This window comes from Mycobacterium sp. Marseille-P9652, from assembly GCF_902652685.1.
GTDB lineage: Bacteria > Actinomycetota > Actinomycetes > Mycobacteriales > Mycobacteriaceae > Mycobacterium.
In genome coordinates this window covers 24,457-46,067 of record NZ_CACRUY010000045.1, presented here as the reverse complement: position 1 = coordinate 46,067, position 21,611 = coordinate 24,457, and the positions used below count along the sequence as shown (strand labels likewise).

At 68.4% G+C, this 21,611-nt stretch carries 20 protein-coding genes and 1 riboswitch; of the genes, 8 read left to right on the top strand and 12 right to left on the bottom strand.

The features are described 5' to 3' along the window. Together GPY60_RS20425 and GPY60_RS20420 are read right to left on the bottom strand one after the other, a co-directional pair. A partial coding sequence (locus GPY60_RS20425) for an FHA domain-containing protein (protein ID WP_156689516.1) occupies positions 1-463 on the bottom strand: 463 nt, incomplete at its 3' end. A gap of 26 nt (positions 464-489) precedes the next feature. Beyond that, on the bottom strand, positions 490-1,716 hold the full coding sequence (locus tag GPY60_RS20420; RefSeq protein ID WP_156689515.1) for an NADH:flavin oxidoreductase: 1,227 nt from the start codon (positions 1,714-1,716) through the stop codon (positions 490-492). Between the two features lie 39 nt (positions 1,717-1,755). On the opposite strand from GPY60_RS20420, the gene GPY60_RS20415 reads away from it, so the two are divergent. Together GPY60_RS20415 and GPY60_RS20410 are read left to right on the top strand one after the other, a co-directional pair. Continuing rightward, positions 1,756-2,601: a bifunctional methylenetetrahydrofolate dehydrogenase/methenyltetrahydrofolate cyclohydrolase gene (locus GPY60_RS20415; RefSeq protein WP_156689514.1), complete on the top strand. Its 846-nt coding sequence runs from the start codon at positions 1,756-1,758 to the stop codon at positions 2,599-2,601. Then, positions 2,598-2,879 carry a DUF3017 domain-containing protein gene (locus tag GPY60_RS20410; RefSeq protein ID WP_156689513.1) on the top strand — a complete coding sequence of 94 codons (282 nt, stop codon included), beginning with the start codon at positions 2,598-2,600 and terminating at the stop codon, positions 2,877-2,879. Before GPY60_RS20415 ends, GPY60_RS20410 begins: the two co-directional genes overlap by 4 nt. On the opposite strand, the gene GPY60_RS20405 is transcribed toward GPY60_RS20410, so the two are convergent. Then, positions 2,876-3,361: a DUF732 domain-containing protein gene (locus tag GPY60_RS20405; RefSeq protein ID WP_156689512.1), complete on the bottom strand. Its 486-nt coding sequence runs from the start codon at positions 3,359-3,361 to the stop codon at positions 2,876-2,878. The two genes, GPY60_RS20410 and GPY60_RS20405, sit on opposite strands and share 4 nt — an antisense overlap. Before the next feature lie 261 nt (positions 3,362-3,622). Between GPY60_RS20405 and GPY60_RS20400 the strand changes: the two genes are divergently transcribed. After that, positions 3,623-4,075 (top strand): VOC family protein, encoded by a 453-nt coding sequence (locus tag GPY60_RS20400; protein WP_370462780.1) that lies wholly within the window; start codon positions 3,623-3,625, stop codon positions 4,073-4,075. Positions 4,076-4,087: 12 nt separating this feature from the next. Then, positions 4,088-5,410 carry a serpin family protein gene (locus GPY60_RS20395; RefSeq protein WP_197283763.1) on the top strand — a complete coding sequence of 441 codons (1,323 nt, stop codon included), beginning with the start codon at positions 4,088-4,090 and terminating at the stop codon, positions 5,408-5,410. 232 nt (positions 5,411-5,642) lie between these two features. Here the strand turns inward: GPY60_RS20395 and GPY60_RS20390 are convergent, their stop codons facing one another. From GPY60_RS20390 to GPY60_RS20380, 3 genes are read right to left on the bottom strand one after another with little or no spacing between them, the layout of a single operon-like run. Then, positions 5,643-6,377 carry a class I SAM-dependent methyltransferase gene (locus GPY60_RS20390; RefSeq protein ID WP_156689510.1) on the bottom strand — a complete coding sequence of 245 codons (735 nt, stop codon included), beginning with the start codon at positions 6,375-6,377 and terminating at the stop codon, positions 5,643-5,645. Continuing rightward, complete coding sequence (metX, locus tag GPY60_RS20385) at positions 6,374-7,513, bottom strand: homoserine O-acetyltransferase MetX (RefSeq protein WP_156689509.1); 1,140 nt, start codon at positions 7,511-7,513, stop codon at positions 6,374-6,376. Before metX ends, GPY60_RS20390 begins: the two co-directional genes overlap by 4 nt. 10 nt (positions 7,514-7,523) lie before the next feature. Then, complete coding sequence (locus GPY60_RS20380) at positions 7,524-8,876, bottom strand: bifunctional o-acetylhomoserine/o-acetylserine sulfhydrylase (protein ID WP_156689508.1); 1,353 nt, start codon at positions 8,874-8,876, stop codon at positions 7,524-7,526. Positions 8,877-8,916: 40 nt separating this feature from the next. Then, a riboswitch (SAM riboswitch) is annotated at positions 8,917-9,037 on the bottom strand. 135 nt (positions 9,038-9,172) lie between these two features. Here GPY60_RS20380 and GPY60_RS20375 point away from each other — a divergent pair. Together GPY60_RS20375 and GPY60_RS20370 are read left to right on the top strand one after the other, a co-directional pair. Continuing rightward, positions 9,173-11,413, top strand: a complete 2,241-nt coding sequence (locus GPY60_RS20375; RefSeq protein WP_156689507.1) for an NADP-dependent isocitrate dehydrogenase — start codon at positions 9,173-9,175, stop codon at positions 11,411-11,413. 8 nt (positions 11,414-11,421) lie between these two features. Beyond that, positions 11,422-12,654 (top strand): NADP-dependent isocitrate dehydrogenase, encoded by a 1,233-nt coding sequence (locus tag GPY60_RS20370; protein ID WP_156689506.1) that lies wholly within the window; start codon positions 11,422-11,424, stop codon positions 12,652-12,654. 125 nt (positions 12,655-12,779) lie between these two features. Here the strand turns inward: GPY60_RS20370 and GPY60_RS20365 are convergent, their stop codons facing one another. After that, positions 12,780-13,619: an alpha/beta fold hydrolase gene (locus tag GPY60_RS20365; protein ID WP_156689505.1), complete on the bottom strand. Its 840-nt coding sequence runs from the start codon at positions 13,617-13,619 to the stop codon at positions 12,780-12,782. Positions 13,620-13,862: 243 nt separating this feature from the next. Between GPY60_RS20365 and trpS the strand changes: the two genes are divergently transcribed. Both trpS and yhjD read left to right on the top strand, forming a co-directional pair. After that, positions 13,863-14,882, top strand: coding sequence for a tryptophan--tRNA ligase (gene trpS / locus GPY60_RS20360; protein ID WP_156689504.1), 1,020 nt, complete (start codon positions 13,863-13,865; stop codon positions 14,880-14,882). A 9-nt stretch (positions 14,883-14,891) separates the two neighbouring features. Further along, a complete protein-coding gene (yhjD, locus tag GPY60_RS20355) occupies positions 14,892-15,941 on the top strand; it encodes an inner membrane protein YhjD (protein ID WP_156689503.1) in 1,050 nt (349 codons plus the stop codon). 46 nt (positions 15,942-15,987) lie between these two features. Here the strand turns inward: yhjD and GPY60_RS20350 are convergent, their stop codons facing one another. The 5 genes from GPY60_RS20350 to GPY60_RS20330 form a co-directional block, all read right to left on the bottom strand. After that, positions 15,988-16,359, bottom strand: a complete 372-nt coding sequence (locus GPY60_RS20350) for a DoxX family protein (protein ID WP_231639747.1) — start codon at positions 16,357-16,359, stop codon at positions 15,988-15,990. A gap of 65 nt (positions 16,360-16,424) precedes the next feature. Next, positions 16,425-17,552, bottom strand: coding sequence for an N-acetylglucosamine-6-phosphate deacetylase (gene nagA, locus GPY60_RS20345; RefSeq protein ID WP_156689502.1), 1,128 nt, complete (start codon positions 17,550-17,552; stop codon positions 16,425-16,427). Then, on the bottom strand, positions 17,543-18,907 hold the full coding sequence (locus GPY60_RS20340) for a sugar porter family MFS transporter (protein WP_156689501.1): 1,365 nt from the start codon (positions 18,905-18,907) through the stop codon (positions 17,543-17,545). The genes nagA and GPY60_RS20340 overlap by 10 nt, the downstream gene beginning before the upstream one ends. Beyond that, entirely contained in the window at positions 18,904-20,127 is a 1,224-nt protein-coding gene (locus tag GPY60_RS20335) for a D-alanyl-D-alanine carboxypeptidase family protein (protein WP_156689500.1), read from the bottom strand. Before GPY60_RS20335 ends, GPY60_RS20340 begins: the two co-directional genes overlap by 4 nt. A gap of 81 nt (positions 20,128-20,208) precedes the next feature. Continuing rightward, on the bottom strand, positions 20,209-21,540 hold the full coding sequence (locus GPY60_RS20330) for an aspartate aminotransferase family protein (RefSeq protein WP_156689499.1): 1,332 nt from the start codon (positions 21,538-21,540) through the stop codon (positions 20,209-20,211). Positions 21,541-21,611: the final 71 nt, after the last annotated feature.

Genomic DNA, 21,611 nt, shown 5'->3' with positions numbered 1-21,611 from the left:
GGGCCGCGATCCGGCCCTGCGGACGCCCGGGAGCGGGCGGCGGCGGCCCGGCGGGCCCGGGCGGCGGGCCCGACCAGGCCGTACCCGACGACTGGGTCGCCCCGGCCGGGAGGCGCATCGACTCCGTTTCGGGCGGGCGCCCGGCCATGCCCTGGTGCCTGCCGACCTCGAACCGCAGCATCGGGCCGTCGGGGTTGCCGATGTTGATGGTCTGCCCGTCGGAGATGTCGATGACGGGGACACGCCGGCCGTTGACGAAGGTGCCGTTGAGCGAACCGTTGTCGATCGCCAGCCAGCGGCCCTGGTCGTAGCGCAGCAGTAGGTGGGCGCGCGAGATCAGCGGGTGCGTGACCCGCATGTCGGCGCGCAGATCGCGTCCGACGACCACGTCATGGCCCGCCGCGAAGGTGCGCTCCGACCCGTCATAGCGGACGGTCAACACAGGTGGGGCTGCTGAAGTCATTGCGACAACTCTAGCTTGCGCAGCTGTTACTTCCCTGTGGCTGAATTCCCCGCCATGGCGTCGGGTGCGCCGGTGACGACGCAGTAGGTGCGGTCGTAGATGGTCGCCATGCACTTGTTGCAGTGGGTGCACGCCGAATGAACGCTGTGCGCGGCGCCGTCGGCGGCGATGCGGTTGATCAGGTCGGGTTCGGCCAGCAGGGCGCGGCCCATCGCGACGAACTGGAATCCCTCGGCCATCGCCAGGTCCATCGTCTCCCGGTTGGTGATGCCGCCGAGGAGGATGAGCGGGATCGTCAGCTCCGCCCGGAACTGCTTCGCGTGGCGCAAGAGGTAGGCCTCGCGGTAGGGGTACTCGCGCAGGAACTTCTTGCCGGTCATGCGCATGCCCCAGCTCAGCGGCGGCTTGAAGGCGCCGGCGAACTCCTTGAGCGGCGCGTCGCCGTGGAACAGGTACATGGGGTTGACGAGCGAGCTGCCCGCGGTGAGCTCGATCGCGTCGAGACCGCCGTCGTCCTGCAGCCACTTCGCCGTCGTCAGCGCCTCCTCGACGCTGATGCCGCCGCGGACGCCGTCGGTCATGTTGAGCTTCGCGGTGACCGCGATCGGCGTTCCCTCCTTCTCGACGGCGCGGCGCACGGCCATGACGATGCCGCGCGCGACCTTGGCCCGGTTCTCCAGCGAACCGCCGAACTCGTCGTCGCGGCGGTTGATCAGCGGGGACAGGAAGGCGCTCGCCAGATAGTTGTGGCCGAGATGAATTTCGACCGCGTCGAAGCCGGCCTCGATGGCCAACAGCGCGGCGTTGGCGTGCGCGGCGGTGACGTCGTCGATGTCGTCGTGGGTCGCCTTCTTGGCGAACCGCATCCCGATCGGGTTGAAGAACCGCACGGGCGCCAGCGCCGTGGCCTTGTTGGATTTGGCGTTGGCGACCGGGCCGGCGTGCCCGATCTGCGCGCTCACCTTGGCGCCCTCCGCGTGGATCGCGTCGGTGAGGCGGCGGAAGCCGGGCACGGCCTCGGGGCGCATCCAAATTCCGTTGCCCTCGGTGCGACCGCCGGGGGAGACCGCGCAATAGGCGACGGTCGTCATGCCGACACCGCCCGCGGCGGGCGCCCGGTGGTACTCGATGAGGTCGTCGGTCACCAGCGCGTTCGGGGTGCGCGCCTCGAAGGTGGCCGATTTGATGGTGCGGTTGCGCAGCGTGATCGGGCCGAGCTTGGCCGGCGACAGCACGTCCGGAGGGGTAGACATATCGGGAGCTTAATCGGGTGGCGTGCCAAACTGTCAGGCGTGGGCGCAATCACACTGGACGGCAAGGCCACCCGCGACGAGATTTTCGTCGATCTCTCCGAACGCGTCGCCGCGCTGACCGCCTCCGGTCGCACCCCCGGGTTGGGCACGATCCTCGTCGGCGACGACCCGGGCTCGCAGGCCTACGTCCGCGGCAAGCATGCGGACTGCGCCAAGGTCGGCATCACCTCGATCCGCCGCGACCTCCCCGCCGACATCGACACCGAAACGCTGCACGACACCATCGACGAGCTCAACGCCAATCCGGAGTGCACCGGCTACATCGTCCAGTTGCCGCTGCCCAGGCACCTCGACGAGAACGCCGCCCTCGAGCGCGTCGACCCGGCCAAGGATGCCGACGGGTTGCACCCCACCAACCTGGGTCGCCTGGTGCTCAGCGTTCCGGCGCCGTTGCCGTGCACCGCGCGCGGCATCGTGCACCTGCTGCGCCGCTATGACGTGGAGATCGCCGGCGCGCACGTGGTCGTCATCGGCCGCGGAGTGACGGTCGGCCGTCCACTGGGCCTGCTGCTGACACGGCGTTCCGAAAACGCCACGGTAACCCTGTGCCACACCGGAACCCGCGACCTCGCCACGTACACCAGGCAGGCCGACATCGTCGTGGCGGCGGTCGGCGTCCCGCACATGCTCACCGCCGACATGGTGCGGCCCGGCGCCGCGGTGGTCGACGTGGGCGTCAGCCGCACCGACAGCGGTCTGGTGGGAGACGTGCACCCCGACGTGTGGGACGTCGCCGGTCATGTCTCGCCGAACCCGGGTGGTGTGGGACCACTGACCCGCGCGTTCCTGCTGACCAACGTCGTCGAATTGGCCGAGCGGGTATGAGCGCACGGTCCGTCCTGCAGTCGCAGTGGCCAATCCTGTTGGTGGGGTTGATCTTTGCGATGGCGTTCGCGCTCGTCGGCGCCAACTTCTGGCGCCGGGGTTCGCTGCTGATCGGGATCGGGGTCGGCGTGGCGGCCGTGCTACGCCTGGCGCTGTCGGAGGAGCGGGCCGGGTTGCTCGCCGTGCGCAGCAAGGGCACCGACTTCGTGACCACCGCGGCCGTCGGCGCGGCGATGATCTATATCGCCTCGACCATCGACCCGCTCGGCACGCGCTAGCTCCCCGGCAGACCCGGGATGCCGGCCATGCCCGGGATCCCGCCCGCGATGCCGCCCACGCCCGGGAGGCCGCCCATGCCCGGGATCTGCGGCAGGCCGCCCGTCGGGTTGCCGCTGGCGATGCTGGCCATCTCCTGAGGGCAGTACATCTGAATTGCGATGGTGGTGAACATCTTCGCCATACCCGGCGACAGGCCGCGGTGCGTGACGCTGGCCGCGGCCTCGGCGAAGTTGCCGCCCGGCTCGGCGAGCATCGGGCAGATCGACTGGCCGACGGCCATCGCATTCCCCGGCTCACCGAAGTCGATGCCGGCGTGATTGAGCGCGTCGATGAAGTGGTCGTCGGTGATCGGGTCCGCCTTAGCCGGTGCCCCGAACGCGGCGGCCACGGTGAGCAGGAAAGCCGCCGCCGCCAGGAGGCGGATGGTCAGCGGCTGGTGCCGAAAGAGCCGGATACGCTGAGTCGTCGCCAGTGATTTCATGCTGGCCTGCCCGTCTGTCGTGGAGTGCGCTGGCGGCACTCGAATCACTCAAGGAACTTTGGTCTACTTTTGTCACGTTTACAACACGGTGCGATAAAGCTTTGCGCAATAAGCGTTTCGTAAGGCGGGCGTGGCGGAGGCTTCCTTTATTGGGTGCGACCGCCCGTGCAGTAACGCCGTCGCCGGGCGCCGTCCCCATTGTTCAGACAAGCGATGCGACGAGCCTCGGTGGGTGGGCGCGGACTGCTATGTTCCACCTTCATGGACGTTGCCCGCGTTCGTTACCTCGTTGATGACGTACAGGCCGCTGTTGAGTTCTACACCACGCACCTGGGCTTCAGCGTCGACTTCGATGCCGGGCCAGCCTTCGCCGCCGTGGTGCGCGGATCGTTGCAGCTGTTGCTCGCGGGTCCCGAGAGCTCGGCGGCACGAGCTATGCCCGACGGTGTCGCCCCCACCCCCGGAGGGTGGAACCGCATACAGCTTTTAGTCGAGGACATCGCGGCCGAGGCGGATCGCCCTACGGGCGGCCGGTGTCAGATTTCGCAACGAGATCCTCAGTGGCCCTGGCGGACAACAGGTCCTGCTCCAGGACCCGTCCGGCAACTTGGTGGAGCTGTTTCAGCCCGCCTCCCGCTGAGACCGGATGCGCGCGACGCGTTTAAAAACCCACCGAAGGGTCTGAAGTACCTGTACGCGCTTCTCGAACTGTAGATACTGGTCACCGTGAAGCGCCTGACCCGCTCCTTCCGCGTCGGATTCCACGCCGCCATTGCCGCTTGCGTCGTCTTCGCAGGTGCCATCGGCTGCGGAGGCGACCGTAATCATGCCCAATCCACGCACGGACAGGCATCCGCTCCCGTTACCCGGTCAAACCGAACGTACGACAACACACCGAATGTTGCTGCGGGCGAGGAGCAATCGTTTGTCGACGCGACCAATGGTTTCGGGCTGGATCTGTTCCGGCGCCTGTCGGCGGCCAGCGACAAAAACCTGATCTTCTCTCCGCTCAGCCTCGGTGTCGCGTTGTCGATGGCCTATGCGGGCGCCGCCGGTGGCACCGCGGCCGAAATGAAAGCCGTTCTGCACGATCCGTTCGGCAATGACACCTACTACCGTGCCATGAATCGATTGCTGATCGAGCTACGCTCCCGCAACCGCGCGGCGACCTCCGCCGAAGACGCGAGAAGTATCGAGTTGGCGATGGTCGACGCGGTCTGGCTGCAGCAGGGTATGAAAATTCGCGAGCCGTACCTCGACGTACTCGCTACCCAGTACGACGCGGGCGTGCACCTCGCCGACTTCAAGGGCAACCCCGGCGGTGAGCGCGTCAGCATCAACAACTTCGCCAGCGACGCAACCAAAGGACAGATCAAAGATCTGTTCCCGCCGGATGCGATAGACGAGTTGACGCGTGTCGTGTTGCTGAATGCGGCCTATCTCAAGGCGAGCTGGCAGTACCCCTTCGCGAAAGAACGTACAGCCGCCTGGAGCTTCCATGTGACTCCTCAATCGACCGTCAGCGTGCCGATGATGCAGCAGGGGCCGCTGGTCAGGGACTATTCGGCGGGCCCGAACTTCCAGGCCGTCGCCCTGCCCTACGTAGGCGGCGACCTCACGATGCTGGTCGTGCTGCCGGCGGAAGGACAGCTGCAGGCGGTTCGCAACAGTATGGACGACGCTTGGTTCCGTGCCCTGAGGTTTGAGAAGACCGGGGTCGACCTGAGCTTGCCGAAGTTCCGTATCACCTGGGGGCCTCAGGATTTCAAGGACACCTTGGCAGCGATGGGAATGCCGCGCGCATTCGACGATAAGCAGGCGGACTTCTCCAACATCACCACTGATCAACCGCTGTCCCTCACACACGTAATCCAGAAGGCGTTCATCGGGATCGACGAGTACGGCACCGAAGCCGCGGCCGCGTCGGGCGTGACCGGCGGCCAACTAGGCCCGGTCGAGGACGTGATGGTCGATCACCCGTTCCTGTTCGCCATTCTCGACAAGACCGGCGCCGTCGTCTTCGTAGGGCAGGTGATGGATCCACGGTGAAGCCGGGTGTGGGGGACGACGGGCCCTTCGGACGGCAGAAACGCTGCAGCCAAGAGGATTTCGCGGATCCGCGCGGCCCCCGCCGTGACCACCCCGGGCAACATCATGCCGCCCGTCGAATGGCCAACGATGACGACGTCCTGTGACCCGGCGCTTTCGGTGTCTCCAACGAGCGAGGCGACGGAATGCGCGACGGTCATCCGCCTCAGGTCTCCGGGCTTGCCGCGCCGCCCTACCCCTCGAGTGTCGCCCTGATGCACACCGTGACGTACGGCAGCGCCAGGCCGGTCGCATTTGCCAGGGCCGGGTGGGTGGCCAGCAGCTCGCGCACCCGGTCGAGCGTCCTGGTGCGCACCTCGGCCGGCGAGGTTATGCAGTAGCTGCGCGACGCAACCAGATCGATCAGGGCTTGCGGCGTAAGGTAATTCGTCCACTCCACGTGATGCCGCTCGGGCTCGGTGAACGACTCGCTCAACTCGACGTCGAAGCGGCCGTGGTCGCCGTCGGAACCGATGATCTCCCCGAGTTCGCGCACCCAGCCTAGCCGTTCGTCGCGGGTGTTCCACACCAGGCCCAGCCGGCCGCCCGGGCGGAGCACGCGAGCCACTTCGGGGATGGCGCGCGCCGGGTCGACCCAGTGCCACGCCTGCGCCACCAGCACGGCGTCGACGCTGTTGTCGGGCAACGGAATCTCTTCCGCGGTGCCCAGCAGCGCGCTGGTTTCCGGCAGCGCATCCCGCAGCAGTTCGAGCATGTCGGGGATCGGGTCGACGGCCACCACCTCGAGGCCGCGTTCGACCAGCCGGGTGGTCAGCTTCCCGGTGCCCGCGCCGAGGTCGAGCACCTGCCGGGCGCCGCGCGGCAGCAGCCAGTCGATCGCCTCAGGCGGATACGACGGGCGACCGCGCTCATAGGCCGCCGCCGCCGAGCCGAACGAGAGGGAGCGCTCCTGCCCCGAGCGCGTCACCGCCGGCACGCGCCTTCGCTCTCGCCGGTTCGGTGGGCCAGGTCGAGCGTCTCGCGGATGAGCTCACCGACCGCCTCGGATTCGACCAGGAACCCGTCGTGCCCGCAGATCGACTCGACCACCCGCAGCCCGCCGCAACCCGGCAGCAGCTCGGCCAGCTCCTCCTGCAGGCGCAACGGATAGAGCCGGTCGGAGGTGATGCCCCCGACCACGGCCGGCACCGGGCAGCCCCGCAACGCCTCAGGCACCCCGCCGCGCCCCCGGCCGACGTCGTGGCTGTTCAGTGTCTCGGTCAGCACCACGTAGCTGCCCGCGTCGAACCGGGCGAGCAGCTTGTCGCCCTGGTGCTCGAGGTAGCTCTGCACCGCGTAGCGGCCGTCGCCGTCGCCCTGGATCTCGTTGGCGAAGCGGGTGTCGAGCTCGACCTCGCCGCGATAGGTCAGGTGCGCGAAGCGGCGGGCGATCGCCAGGCCGGCGTCGGGCCTGCGTCCCGTGCCGTGATAATCGCCGCCCTGCCAGTTCGGGTCCGCCTTGATGGCCGCGATCTGGGTGGTCTGCGTGCCGATCTGGTCGCCGGTGGCGCGGGCGCCGACGGCGAGCAGCAAGCCCGCCCGCACCCGGTCGGGGTGCCCGACCATCCACTCCAAAGCCCTTGCGCCGCCCATGGATCCGCCGACGACGGCGGCAACCCGGTCGATGCCCAGGGCGGCCAGCGCGGCGACGTCGGCCTCCACCTGGTCGCGCACGGTGATCAAGGGAAACCTGGAGCCCCAGGGCTTGCCGTCCCGGGCGCGCGAGCTGGGTCCGGTGGAACCCCGGCAGCCGCCCAGCACGTTGGTGGCGACGGCGCACCAGCGGTCGGTGTCGATGGGCGCGCCGGGCCCGGCGACCCCGTCCCACCAGCCGGGCGTGGGATGCCCGGGGCCGGCGGGGCCCGTGATGTGCGAATCGCCCGTCAGCGCATGGAGAACCACCACCACGTTGTCGCGCGTCGGCGACAGCTCGCCCCACCGCTGCACGGCGATGCAGACGTCGTCGATCACCACGCCGCTCTCGGTGGTCAGCGAGCCGATGTGGACGTAGCCGATTTCCCCCTCGGCGGGCAGTGTCTGGGTGGGCACGTCGGAGATGGTCACGTCGGTGCCCTCAGAACGCCGCCACGGCATGCGGGTCGGAGCCGGCCGCGTGCTTGCGCGCCGCGGCGAAACCCAGCTCGAGGTCGGCCAGGATGTCGTCGATGCCCTCGAGGCCGACCGCCAGCCGCACCAGGCCCGGGCTGACACCGGTGGTCAGCTGCTCCTCCGCGCTCAGCTGGGCGTGCGTGGTGGACGCCGGGTGGATCACCAGCGAGCGCACATCGCCGATGTTGGCGACGTGGCTGTGCAGCTTGAGCGCGTTGACGAACGCCTTGCCCGCCTCTATGCCGCCGGCCAGCTCGAAGGCCAGCACCGCTCCGGTTCCCTTGGGCGCCAGTTGCTTTGCGCGCTCGTGCCACGGCGACGTGGGCAGCCCCGCGTAGTTCACCGACAGCACGCCGTCGTGACCGGCCAGGAACTCGGCAACGCGCTGCGCGTTGGCGACGTGGCGCTCGATGCGCAGGCTCAGCGTCTCCAGGCCCTGCGCCACCAGGAACGCGTTGAACGGCGAAGCGGCCGACCCGAGGTCGCGCAGCAGTTGGACCCGCGCCTTGAGCGCGAACGCCGGCGGGCCCAGCTCGGCGAAGACGACGCCGTGGTAGCTGGGGTCGGGCTCGGTGAAGCCGGGGAAGCGGCCCTGCGTCCAGTCGAAGGTGCCGCCGTCGACGATCACACCGGCGATCGCGGCGCCGTGCCCGCCCAGGTACTTCGTGGCCGAGTGCACCACGATGTCGGCGCCGTGGGCGAACGGCTGGATCAGGTAGGGCGTGGCGATGGTGTTGTCGACGATCAGCGGCACGCCGTTGGCGTGGGCGACCCCGGAGACGCCGGGGATGTCGAGGATGTCGATCTTCGGGTTGGAGATGGTCTCGCCGAAGAACGCCTTCGTGTTGGGGCGGACGGCCGACTGCCAGGAATCCAGGTCGTCGGGGTCCTCGACGAAGGTGACCTCGATGCCGAGCTTGGCCAGCGAGTAGTGGAACAGGTTGTACGTACCGCCGTACAGCCGGGGGCTGGAGACGATGTGATCTCCGGCACACGCCAGGTTGAGTATGGCGAACGTCTCAGCGGCCTGCCCGGAGGCCAAGAACAGCGCGGCCACCCCGCCCTCGAGCGCCGCGATGCGCTGCTCGACGACGTCGACGGTCGGGTTCCCGATCCGGGTGTAGATGTTGCCGGGAACCTCGAGCCCGAACAGGGCGGCTGCGTGCGTGGTGTCGTCGAAGACGTACGACGTGGTCTGGTAGATCGGCAGCGCGCGGGCGTGCGTGGCCGGGTCGGGCTGCTGGCCCGCGTGAATCTGCTTGGTCTCGAACGACCAGTGGGCGGTCGGATCCGCGTCAATGCTGTTTTCAGAGCTCATGGCAGTTGCCATCCCCTTCAGTCAGGGGCCCGTCATGGCGGACCCGCGCTTGCCGTGCAGCCGGCTACTGGCTACTAGACCTGGTCATCACCCGGGGCACCCCACCGCGGTTGGAGGGTTGCCGGCCAGCAAGCCGGGGCTTGACGCTGGCGCTCATGACCAATACGGAGACTATCTTACCGAGCCGACTCCGTGCCAACGGCGGGTCGACACCTGTCCAAACACCGCTGATAACGTGGCAGGAACAACGCTGAGCCCCCCAAGATTCAACCGCTAATGATGCCTGGAGAGGGACCGTGAGCGCCGAACAACCGACCGTCATCTACACCCTGACCGACGAGGCGCCGCTGCTGGCGACCTACGCCTTCCTGCCGATCATCCGCGCCTTCGCCGAACCGGCGGGCATCACGATAAAGACCAGCGACATCTCCGTGGGTGCCCGCATCCTGGCCGAGTTCCCCGAGCGCCTCACCGAGGAACAGCGGGTGCCGGACAACCTCGCCGAGCTGGGCCGGCTGACGAAGGAACCCGACACCAACATCATCAAGCTGCCGAACATCAGCGCGTCGGTGCCCCAGCTGATCGCCGCGGTCAAGGAGCTGCAGGGCCAGGGCTTCGACATCCCGGACTTCCCGCAGAGCCCGAAGACCGAAGAGGACAAGGCAATTCGCGAGCGCTACGCCAAATGCCTTGGCAGCGCGGTGAACCCGGTGCTGCGGGAGGGCAACTCGGACCGGCGTGCCCCGAAGGCCGTCAAGGAGTACGCGCGCAGGCATCCGCACAGCATGGGGGAGTGGTCGCCGGCCTCGCGCACGCATGTCGCGACCATGCGGCACGGCGACTTCTACCACGGCGAGAAGTCGATGACGCTCGACCGCGCGCGCAACGTGAAGATGGTGCTGGAGACCAAGGGTGGCGAGACTCTCGAGCTCAAGCCCAAGGTGGAGCTGCGCGACGGCGACGTCATCGATTCGATGTTCATGAGCAAGAAGGCCCTCATCGAGTTCTACGAGCAGCAGATGGAGGACGCCTACGAGACGGGCGTGATGTTCTCGCTGCACGTCAAGGCGACGATGATGAAGGTGTCGCACCCGATCGTCTTCGGGCACGCGGTGAAGATCTTCTACAAGGACGCGTTCGCCAAGCACCAGGAACTGTTCGACGAGCTGGGTGTCAACGTCAACAACGGGCTGGTCGATCTGTACGACAAGATCGAGTCGCTGCCGGCGTCGCTGCACGAGGAGATCATCCGCGACCTGCACGCCTGCCACGAACACCGTCCCGAGCTGGCGATGGTCGATTCGGCCAAGGGCATCACCAACTTCCACTCGCCCAGCGACGTCATCGTGGACGCGTCGATGCCGGCGATGATCCGCGCCGGCGGAAAGATGTGGGGCGCCGACGGTCGTCAGAAAGACACCAAGGCCGTCAACCCGGAGTCGACGTTCTCCCGCATCTACCAGGAGATGATCAACTTCTGCAAGACCAACGGACAGTTCGACCCGACCACGATGGGCACCGTGCCCAACGTCGGCCTGATGGCCCAGCAGGCCGAGGAGTACGGCTCGCACGACAAGACGTTCGAGGTCCCCGACGACGGCGTCGCCAACATCGTCGACCTCGACACCGGGGAGGTGCTGCTGACCCAGAACGTGGAGGCCGGTGACATCTGGCGCATGCCGATCGTCACCGACGCCGCGATCCGCGACTGGGTCAAGCTGGCCGTCACCCGCGCGCGCAACTCGGGCATGACGGTGGTGTTCTGGCTGGACACCGAGCGGCCGCACGAGGTCGAGCTGCGCAAGAAGGTGAAGCAGTACCTCAAAGAGCACGACACCGAGGGCCTGGAGATCCAGATCATGCCGCAGGTGTGGGCCATGAGGTACACCATCGAGCGCGCGGTGCGCGGGCAGGACACCATCGCCGCGACCGGAAACATCCTGCGCGACTACCTCACCGACCTGTTCCCGATCCTCGAGCTCGGCACCAGCGCGAAGATGCTGTCCATCGTGCCGTTGATGTCCGGCGGCGGGATGTACGAGACGGGTGCGGGCGGTTCGGCGCCGAAGCACGTCCACCAACTCGTCGAGGAGAACCACCTGCGCTGGGACTCCCTCGGCGAGTTCCTCGCGCTCGGAGCGTGTTTCGAGGACATCGGGATCAAGACCGGCAACGAGCGCGCCAAGATCCTGGGCAAGACGCTGGACGCGGCGATCGGCAAGCTGCTGGAGAACAACAAGAGCCCGTCGCGCAAGACGGGCGAGCTCGACAACCGCGGCAGCCAGTTCTACCTCGCGCTCTACTGGGCCGAGCAGCTCGCCGAGCAGTCCGACGACAAGGAGTTGCGCGAGCACTTCGCAGCGCTGGCCGAGGCGCTGAGCAAGAACGAGGACACCATTGTGGCCGAGCTCGCCGAGGCGCAGGGCGAGCCGGTTGACATCGGTGGTTATTACCGGCCGGACAGCGAGAAGACGACCGCCGTCATGCGGCCGAGCAAAACGTTCAACGAGGCGCTCGCGGCTTCGCAGGGCTCGTAGGGCTCGCGATGTCAGGCGGCAAGATCAAGGTCCGGGGCCCGGTCGTCGAGCTCGACGGTGACGAGATGACCCGCGTCATCTGGAAGTTCATCAAGGACCTGCTGATCCTGCCGCACCTCGACATTCGCCTGGAGTACTACGACCTCGGCATCGAGAATCGCGACCGCACCAACGACCAGGTGACGATCGACGCCGCTTACGCGATCAAGCGGCACGGCGTGGGCGTCAAGTGCGCGACCATCACCCCCGACGAGGCGCGCGTCGCCGAGTTCAACCTCAAGAAGATGTGGCTCTCGCCGAACGGAACGATCCGAAACATTCTGGGTGGCACCATTTTCCGCGAGCCGATCGTGATCTCCAACGTGCCGCGGCTGGTGCCGGGGTGGACGAAGCCGATCGTCATCGGCCGCCACGCTTTCGGCGACCAGTATCGGTCGACCAACTTCAAGATCGACAAGCCGGGCACGGTGGCGATCACGTTCACCCCGTCAGACGGCAGCGAGCCGATCGTTCACGAGATGGTGGACATCCCCACCGACGGCGGCGTCGTCATGGGGATGTACAACTTCAAGGACTCCATCCGGGACTTCGCCCGCGCGTCGTTCAAGTACGGCCTGAACGCCAAGTGGCCGGTGTACCTGTCGACGAAGAACACCATCCTCAAGGCCTACGACGGCATGTTCAAGGACGAGTTCCAGCGCATCTACGACGAGGAGTTCAAGGACAAGTTCGAGGCCGAGGGCATCACGTACGAGCACCGGCTGATCGACGACATGGTGGCGGCCTGCCTGAAGTGGGAGGGCGGCTACGTCTGGGCCTGCAAGAACTACGACGGCGACGTCCAGTCCGACCTCGTCGCCCAAGGCTACGGCTCGCTCGGGCTGATGACGTCGGTGCTGATGACGGCCGACGGCAAGACGGTCGAGGCCGAGGCCGCGCACGGCACGGTCACGCGGCACTTCCGGCAGTACCAGGCCGGCAAGCCGACCTCGACGAACCCGATCGCCTCGATCTTCGCCTGGACCCGGGGGCTGGCGCACCGCGGCAAGCTCGACGGCACGCCGAAGGTGGTCGAGTTCGCTCAGATCCTCGAGGATGTGGTCGTCAAGACGGTCGAGAGCGGGAAGATGACCAAGGACCTCGCCATCCTCATCGGCCCCGAGCAGGAGTGGCAGCAGAGCGAGGAGTTCCTCGACTCGATCGCCGAGAACCTGGACAAGAGGCTCGCCGTCGGGGCGTGAACGCGGCGATTCGCCGCCATGAAACTAGCGGCGCTCATGTCGCCCAACGTGCACTCACTGCGAAAATCGCGCCGTTTTCTCGCGCTGACTGCACGTTCGGCGTGCGGCGAAAGCTTCCGGCAAGGTTAGCCCGCCGGCTGCTGGCGGCCGGGCGTCTCGCGGGTGCACCCGTCAAGGAACGCGGTGATCACCTCGGCCACCCGGTCCGGCGCCTCGAACATCGGCACGTGCCCCACGCCGTCGAGCTCGGTGATCTCGTGGTCGGGCAGGTGGTTGACGAAGTGCCGGCTGAACTTGGGGGCGGGGATCACCCGGTCCTTCTCGCACACCACCAGGTGGGCCGGGACGGCGTTCTCCGTGAGCTCGCGCAGGCCGTGCAGGAGGGTCGCCTTGACCAGCAGCTGGAAGTACGCGGGGCAGTGGGCGACGTCGTCGATGCAGCTGAGGATGTCGGCGTCGCTCACCGCGTCCGGCGACCCGCTGATCGCGTACGTCGCCAGGTGACGGCTGTACGGCAGGCGCATCACACGCGGCCCGAACGCCCACGCCGCCAGCAGCAGCGGGATGCCGAGGATGAACTTGAAGATCACCTCGAACTTGTGCGGGCTCCACCGCGTCCAGCCGCCCGCGGGGGCGATGCCGGTGACGCTGCGCGCGCGGCCGCGGCGCTCGAGTTCGAACGCCACCCAGCCGCCCAGCGAGTTGCCGACGATGTGGGCGGTGTCCCAGCCGAGCTCGTCCATCTGCCGTTCGACATGATCGGCCAGCACCGCCGACGACAGGAACCAGGTGCCGGCGCGCGGGCCGCCGTTATGGCCGGCCATCGTCGGCGCGAACACCTCGTAGCGGCCGGTGTCGGCGAGCCGCTGCGCCACGCCCTCCCACACCGCCTGCGACAGCAGGAACGGGTGCAGCAACAGGACCGGTTCCCCCGAGCCGAGGTGAATTGGTTGACGAGTCCCCATGAATCCGACAGTAAAGGCGGTACCGCCGGTATCGCAAGGCGGGTCGCTCGAAGTGATATCACCCGCGATATCGCTTTCGAGAGTCACCTATCCCTCCGGAGACTCCCCGCCTCCCCGGGGTATGTGGTGCCTGCCGAATCCGATTGCACCGGCGGTATCACATCTGACGGCAAGGAACGGCTGGCCGCGCGTCGGGCGGCGGGAGGGCCCGGCGGCGGAGCCCGTGCAAAGATCGGGGGCACCATGACCAGCTCAACCCCACTGCACCGGGTGTTCTCCGGTGTGCAGCCCACCTCCGATTCCCTGCACCTGGGCAACGCGCTCGGCGCCATCACCCAGTGGGTGGCGCTGCAGGACCAGTACGACGCGTTCTTCTGCGTCGTCGACCTGCACGCCATCACCATTCCGCAGGACCCGGCGGCGCTGCGGCACCGGACACTGGTGACCGCCGCGCAGTACCTGGCGCTGGGCATCGACCACGCCCGCAGCACCGTCTTCGTGCAGAGCCAGGTGCCCGCCCACACCCAACTGGCGTGGGTGCTCGGCTGCTTCACGGGCTTCGGGCAGGCGTCGCGGATGACGCAGTTCAAGGACAAGTCGACGCGCCAGGGCAGCGACTCGACCACCGTGGGCCTGTTCACCTACCCGGTGTTGCAGGCGGCCGACGTGCTGGCGTACGACAGCGACCTCGTGCCCGTCGGCGAGGATCAGCGCCAGCACCTGGAGCTGGCGCGCGACGTGGCCCAGCGCTTCAACAGCCGGTTCCCGGACACATTCGTGGTTCCCGACGTGCTCATCCCCAAGGTCACCGCCAAGATCTACGACCTGCAGGATCCGACGTCGAAGATGAGCAAGTCCGCGTCCACGGACGCCGGGCTCATCAACTTGCTGGACGATCCGGCCAAGTCCGCGAAGAAGATTCGTTCGGCGGTCACCGACAGCGAGCGGGAGATCCGCTACGACCTCGAGGCCAAGCCCGGCGTGTCCAACCTGCTGAGCATCCAGTCCGCGGTCACCGGCGTGGCCATCGACAAGCTCGTCGAGGGCTACGCCGGCCGCGGCTACGGCGACCTGAAGAAGGAGACCGCCGAGGCCGTCGTCGAGTTCGTCGGCCCGATCAAGGCCCGCGTCGACGAATTGCTGGCCGATCGAGCCGAATTGGAGTCGGTGCTGGCAACCGGTGCCGAGCGCGCCGAGGATGTGGCCGGCAAGACGGTCCGCCGGGTCTACGATCGGTTGGGCTTTCTTGAGCAACGGGAATAGGTTCGGCGTATGAGTGAGCCGGTCAAGCCGGGTTTCTTCGGTCGGCTGCGCTCCCGGTTTCCCTGGCTGGACCACGTCATCCGCGCGTACCAGCGCTTCGACGACCGCAACGGCGGGTTCTTCGCGGCCGGACTCACGTACTACACGATCTTCGCGCTATTCCCTTTGCTCATGGTCGGTTTCGCGGTCTTCGGATTCATGCTGGCCGTGCGGCCGCAGCTGCTGAACACGATCGACGACCACATCCGCTCGCAGGTGTCGGGGCCGCTGGGGCAGCAGTTGCTCGACCTGATCAACTCGGCGATCGACGCGCGCACGTCGGTCGGGGTGATCGGCCTGGTGACCGCGGCGTGGGGCGGACTGGGCTGGATGTCGCACCTGCGGCAGGCTTTGACGGAGATGTGGTGGGAGCACCGCATCGACTCGCCGGGGTTCGTGCGCAACAAGGTTTCCGACCTGCTGGCGATGCTGGGCACGTTCGCGGTGACGGTGGCGACCATCGCGCTGACGACGCTCGGTCACGCCCAGCCGATGTCCGCGGTCCTGAAATGGCTTGGGGTGCCCGAGCTTTCCGTGATCGACTGGCTGCTTCGCGGTGTGTCGATCGTGGTGTCGGTGCTCGTGTCGTGGCTGCTGTTCACCTGGATGATCGCCCGACTGCCCCGGGAGAAGGTCAATGTCGTCGACTCGATGCGCGCCGGGATGATCGCGGCGGTGGGCTTCGAGGTGTTCAAGCAGGTGGCGTCGATCTATCTTCGGGTGGTGTTGCGCAGCGCGGCGGGCGCCACGTTCGGTCCGGTGCTGGGGCTGATGGTGTTCTCCTACATCACGGCGTATCTCGTGCTGTTCTGCGCGGCGTGGGCGGCCACCGCGTCGACCGATCCACGCCGGTTGCCCGTCGACCCGCCGCCACCGGCCATCATCGCGCCCCGCGTGCAACTGGACGAAGGACTCAGCGCGCGTCAGGCGCTCACCGCGGCGGCACTGGGAGCCCTTGGCGGCCTTGCGGTTACCAGATTGTCGCGACAGCCGCGCGCATCCGGTCCGCGAAAACGGTAGCCGACTTGAGCGGGCGCACCATGACCGTGATCTCGTCGATGGACGCTCATAGTCCGAGTCCCCTGCCGACAGCCAGCGTGACGGCTGCGATGAAGATGGCCACGTTCACTGCGACGTTGCGGGGCTCGCGAAGATATGCGTGGGAGGCCATGGCGCCCACCATGACGATCGCCAGTCCGCCGGCGGCAGCCGGGATGAGGAACTCCGCGACTCCAACCAGGCGAGGCACAACAATGCCTATGGCGCCCAACAGTTCACTGAATGCGGTGAGGCGTACCACCGGCATTGGGAACGGCGCGATCCCGGTTTGTCCAGTCGCGATGAGCCGGTCACGGGGCATGCTGATCTTCGCCAGCCCCGATGCGGTGAAGATCGCGGCAAGCGATATCTGCAAAGTCCATAGCAGCACATTCATCATGGCCTCCTGCGTTGTTGGCGATTCACCTGTATGACGCGGCAGCGCGGCGTCATGTGACACGCCGTCTACGCAGTGGGCCGCCAGTCGCCGCGCACCATCACGGCGGTGACCCGCAGGTCACGGTCCAGCACAACCAGATTCGCGTCGTAATCGGCTTCGATGCCGCCCACCCGCGGCAGCCCCAGCGCCCGCGCGGGGGTGGTGGAGGTCATGGTCGCGGCGGCGGCCACCCCGGCCAGCTCCGCGACGTTGCGGAAGACGCGGGCCATGGTGGCCGTGCTGCCGGCGATCGTCGACGTCCCGCGTACCCGCGCCACCCCGGACGCCACCTCGATCGGCATCCCGCCGAGCTCGAACGGCCCGTCGTCGCATCCGGCGGCGGCGATGGCATCGGTGATCGCCGCCACGCGCCGGGGACCCGCCGCCTCGATCGCGAAGCGGCACATCGCCGGATGCACGTGGACGCCGTCGGCGATCAGCTCGCACGTCACGCCGGGGTCCTCGAGCAGGGCGAGCGCGGGGCCGGGTTCGCGGGGGTCCGGCCGGGGCATCGCGTTGAACAGGTGGGTCGCGACGGTGGCGCCGGCGGCGATCGCACGCCGGGCCTGGTCGTACGTGGCATCCGTATGGCCCACGGCGACAACGACTCCCGCGTCGACGAAGCGCCGGGTCGCCGCCTCGGCGCCGGCGAGTTCTGGCGCCAGGGTCACCATGCGGATCGCGTCGCCACCGGCGGCCAGCACCGCGTCGAGCTCCGCGGGCTCCGGGGGGCGCACCCGGTTCGGGTCGTGCGCGCCGCACCGCGCCCGGCTCAGCCACGGCCCCTCGAGGTGGACGCCCGCGATGAGCCCCCGCCGGGTCGCGTCGGCCAGCGCCAGCACCCCGGCTATGAGTTCGGCCGGCGACGCGGTGACCAGGCTGGCGAGCGTCGTGGTGGTGCCGTGCCGCAGGTGGAACGCGGCAGCCTGGGCGATACGGTCCGGGTCGGATTCGGTGTAGGACGCCCCGCCGCCGCCATGCACATGCATGTCGACGAAGCCGGGCACCACCGTGCCATCCGGAAAGTCGTCGTCGGGCGGCCGCGGGGGTTCCCCGGCGCCGCAAGCCGCGATGCGCTCACCGGATGTCTCCAGCCACCCGGGCCGCTGGACCTGCCCGTCGAGCACGATGGCGCCCGCGCGGATCACTCCCACCGGCCGCCGTTCTCCCAGAAGTGCCGGATGTCCTCGAGCGGGCGGCCCTTGGTCTCCGGGGCATAGCGGTAGACGAAGAGGAAGGCGAGGGCCGCGAGGACCGCGAACACCGCGAAGGTTCCCGCGCCGCCGAGCGCGTGCAGCATGGTCAGAAAGACCGCGGCGACGATGGCGTTGGCCACCAGGTTGGAGGTCAGCATCACGCTCGAGCCCAGGGACCGCAGCCGGGTGGGGAAGCTCTCGCTGGCGTACACCCAGCCCAGGGAGCCGAAGCCCATGGTGTAGCCGAAGATGAAGAGCAGCACGCCGCCGAAGCCGATCACCAGTCCCGGTCCGCCCATCGAGCTGCCCAGGCCCCGGGCGAACACGGCCAGCAGCACGACGCCCGCGGCGATCATCATGCCGATGCCGCACAACAGGATCGGGCGCCGGCCCACCCGGTCGACCAGCGCCACCGAGGTGCCGACGGCGATCAGCCCGGCGATCTGGACGATCGCCGGCAGCGCCAGCAGCGCGAAGTTGCCGGTGAAGCCCATGGCCTCGAAGATCCTGGGGCTGTAGTAGATGATCGCGTTGATGCCGGTGATCTGGATCAGGAACCCGAGGATCACCACGAAGACCGTCGCCCGAAGGTACGGCCGGCGCAGCATCTCCGACACACCGCCCGTGCCCTCGCCCAGCGCGCGGCCGATGTCCGCGAGTTCGGCGTCCACGTCCGCCGCGGGGTCCACGCGCTGCAGCGCGGCGCGGGCCTCCTGTGCGCGGCCCTTCATCAGATACCAGCGGGCGGTGTCCGGCATTCGAATGACCAACGGCAGCAGCAGGATTGCGGGCACGACGGCCAGCCCCAGCATCCACCGCCAGCTGTGCGCGCCCGCGAGCGCATAACCGGTCAGGTATCCGACGACGAGCCCGCTCACGATGGTCAGCTGATAGGCCGTCAGCAGCGATCCGCGCACCGCCGCCGGGGCCGACTCCGCCACGTACACGGGGACGACCACCACCGAGACGCCGATGGCCAGCCCAAGCAGGAAGCGCGCCGCCAACAGCATCGGCAGGGACGTCGAGAACGCGCCCAGCAGCGCGAACGCCGCGTACGCGACGAGGATCAGCAGCACCGACCGCTTGCGCCCGATCGCGTTGGCCAGGACGCCCGCGCCCAGGGCGCCGGGGATCATGCCGAGCACGACCATGGTCGTCAGCAGTTCCTGCTGCCGCGTCGTAAGCCCGAAGTCCTCGGTGACGAACAACTGCGCGCCCGCGATGATGGCCAGGTCGTAGCCGTAGATGAGGCCGACGCTGGCGGCGGTGAGCCCGACCAGTAGACCACGCGGTCGGGCAGGGGCCGAGCTCAACGGTGTTGAGGTCGGCGGTTCATCGAGCGTGCGACCATGATCAAACTAAACACGATGACCGTGCCGACGACGGCGACGCCCACCCGCACGGGAAGCGCGTCCGCCGACGGCACCAGGTCGGCCGCCTGCGCGGCGTTGGGATGGTCGCCGGTGTCGCGCTTGGGCAGCAGCGACGGGTCGGGTTCGACGAGCGCCCCGACCTGGGTGCCCTGCGGGGTGGCGAACCCGTAGTCGAGCAGATGCGCCGCCTGCTCCCAGGGCGCGATCGGCACCCGCGTCCCGTGCAGCAGGACCGCCATCAGCCGCCGGCCGTTGCGGTTGGCGGCGCCGACGAACGTCTGGCCGGCGTCGTCGGTGTAGCCGGTCTTTCCGCCGAGCGCGCCGGGATACTTGTAGAGCAGCTGGTTGTCGTTCTCGAGCTCGTAGCCGGGGTGGTCGCCGTGGCCCGGGAAGTCGAAGGTGCGGGTGGCGACGATGTCGGCGAACGTCGGGTTCTGCCAGGCGTAGCGGTAGAACAAGCCCATGTCGTAGGCCGACGTGCTCATCCCGGGGCCGTCCAGCCCCGACGGTGTCGCCACGCGGGTGTCCTTGCCGCCCAGCTTGGCGGCCAGCACGTTGATCTTCTCCACCGCCTGCTGCATGCCGCCGAGCTGCATCGCCAGCGCGTGCGCGGCGTCGTTGCCGGAGTGCATCAGCAGGCCGTGCAGCAGCTGGTTGACGGTGAAGACCCCGCCCTCCTCGACGCCGACCTTGGTGCCCTCGGCGGCGGCGTCGTCGGCGGTGCCCGGCACCGACTTGTTGAGGTTGAGCGCGTTGATCGACGCCATCGCGATCAGCACCTTGATGATGCTGGCCGGGCGGTGGCGGCCGTGCGGGTCCTTGGCCGCGACCACGGCGCCGCTGTCCAGGTCGGCGACCAGCCAGGCGTCGGCGGAGACGTCGTTCGGCAGGGGCGGCGTGTCGGGGGCGGTGACGATGCCGCAGCTTCCCAGCGCCTCGCCGCCGACGGGCTTGGCGGGCACCGCCAGCGGGATCGGCGGGTCACCGGCCTGCGGCACCTCCGACGAGTCCACGGCCGGTGGGGTGCTCACCTTGAACGGGCAGGCCGGCGCGGCGTTTGGTCCGGCGCCGGGCTCGGCCCGGGCCAGCGGCAGCGCCGCCGGGGCGGCCATCAGGGAAATGGCCGCTGCCAGGCACGACGCGGAACGCAGGAGTCTCATTGTCTGTGCAGACTAGGCGATTGCCGGCCCGATTCCGGGGAGCCGCGCTGTGACTGGTGAGGCCTGAGTTGCGTCCCGCGGCTACAGGCGCCGGGACTCGTCGGACAGGACCGTCCGCAGGACGGCCTCGATCGCGTCGAACTCGGCCTGCCCGCTGATCAGCGGCGGCGCGAGCTGGATGACGGAGTCGCCGCGGTCGTCGGTGCGGCAGTACAGCCCGCCCTCGAAGAGGCCGGCGGACACCCGGCCCAGCAGCGCGCCGCGCTCGGGGTCGGGGAACGTCTGCTTGGTGGCCTGGTCCTTGACCAGCTCGACGGAATAGAAGTAGCCCTCGCCGCGCACGTCGCCGACGATCGGCAGGTCGTACAGCTTCTCCAGCGTGGCGCGGAAGGCGGGCGCGTTGTGGCGGACCCGCTCGTTGAGTCCCTCCCGTTCGAAGATGTCGAGGTTGGCCAGCGCCACGGCGGCGGACACCGGGTGGCCGCCGAAGGTGTAGCCGTGCGGGAACATCGTCGCGCCGTCGTCGAACGGTTCGAACAACCTCTCGGCGGCGACCATCGCGCCGAGGGGCGAGTAGCCCGACGTCAACCCCTTGGCGCAGGTGATGATGTCGGGCACGTAGCCGAAGTCGTCACAGGCGAACATCGACCCGATCCGCCCGAATGCGCAGATCACCTCGTCGGAGACCAGCAGCACGTCGTAGGTGTCGCAGATCTCGCGGACCCGTTCGAAATAGCCCGGGGGAGGGGGGATGCTGCCGCCCGCGTTCTGCACCGGTTCGAGGAACACCGCGGCGACCGTGTCGGGCCCCTCGAACTCGATCGCCTCGGCGATCCGGTCGGCGGCCCACTCGCCAAAACCCTTGGCGTCGTTGGCAAACGGTTCGGGTGCGCGATAGAAGTTGGTGTTGGGCACCCGGAAGCCGCCCGGCGTCACCGGCTCGAACGGCGCCTTGTACTTCGGGAGCCCGGTGATCGCCAGCGCGCCCTGGGTGGTGCCGTGATAGGCGACCGCGCGCGAAATCACCTTGTGCTTACCGGGTTTCCCGATCAGCTTGTAGTACTGCTTGGCCAGCTTCCACGCGGTCTCGACGGCCTCGGTGCCGCCGCTGGTGAAGAAGACCCGGTTCAACTCGCCCGGGGCGTAGCGCGCCAGGCGTTCGGCGAGCTCGATGGCCGCCGGGTGCGCGTACCCCCACAGCGGGAAGTACGCCAGCGTGCCGGCCTGCCGGGCCGCGGCCTCGGCGAGTTCCGTGCGGCCGTGGCCGACCTGCACCGTGAACAAGCCCGACAGGCCGTCCAGGTAGCTCTTGCCGCGGTCGTCGAAGATCGTGACGCCCTCGCCGCGAACGATCACCGGCGGCGTGACGCCCGGGCCGTGCCGGGCGAAGTGCAGCCACAGGTGGTCGGTCATGGCCGCGAGCGTAACTCGGCAGGCCCGCGACCGTGACGCTAGCTTCACGCTCGGCGCCGAACGTGACGCTA

Excerpts from the sequence above, each read along its gene's own strand:
- GPY60_RS20335 (WP_156689500.1), bottom strand. The coding sequence starts at position 20,127 with ATGAGACTCCTGCGTTCCGCGTCGTGCCTGGCAGCGGCCATTTCCCTG.
- GPY60_RS20370 (WP_156689506.1), top strand. The coding sequence starts at position 11,422 with ATGTCAGGCGGCAAGATCAAGGTCCGGGGCCCGGTCGTCGAGCTCGAC.
- GPY60_RS20405 (WP_156689512.1), bottom strand. The coding sequence starts at position 3,361 with ATGAAATCACTGGCGACGACTCAGCGTATCCGGCTCTTTCGGCACCAG.
- GPY60_RS20400 (WP_370462780.1), top strand. The coding sequence starts at position 3,623 with ATGGACGTTGCCCGCGTTCGTTACCTCGTTGATGACGTACAGGCCGCT.
- GPY60_RS20350 (WP_231639747.1), bottom strand. The coding sequence starts at position 16,359 with ATGATGAATGTGCTGCTATGGACTTTGCAGATATCGCTTGCCGCGATC.
- GPY60_RS20380 (WP_156689508.1), bottom strand. The coding sequence starts at position 8,876 with ATGAGCTCTGAAAACAGCATTGACGCGGATCCGACCGCCCACTGGTCG.
- GPY60_RS20330 (WP_156689499.1), bottom strand. The coding sequence starts at position 21,540 with ATGACCGACCACCTGTGGCTGCACTTCGCCCGGCACGGCCCGGGCGTC.
- GPY60_RS20365 (WP_156689505.1), bottom strand. The coding sequence starts at position 13,619 with ATGGGGACTCGTCAACCAATTCACCTCGGCTCGGGGGAACCGGTCCTG.
- yhjD (WP_156689503.1), top strand. The coding sequence starts at position 14,892 with ATGAGTGAGCCGGTCAAGCCGGGTTTCTTCGGTCGGCTGCGCTCCCGG.
- trpS (WP_156689504.1), top strand. The coding sequence starts at position 13,863 with ATGACCAGCTCAACCCCACTGCACCGGGTGTTCTCCGGTGTGCAGCCC.
- GPY60_RS20420 (WP_156689515.1), bottom strand. The coding sequence starts at position 1,716 with ATGTCTACCCCTCCGGACGTGCTGTCGCCGGCCAAGCTCGGCCCGATC.
- GPY60_RS20410 (WP_156689513.1), top strand. The coding sequence starts at position 2,598 with ATGAGCGCACGGTCCGTCCTGCAGTCGCAGTGGCCAATCCTGTTGGTG.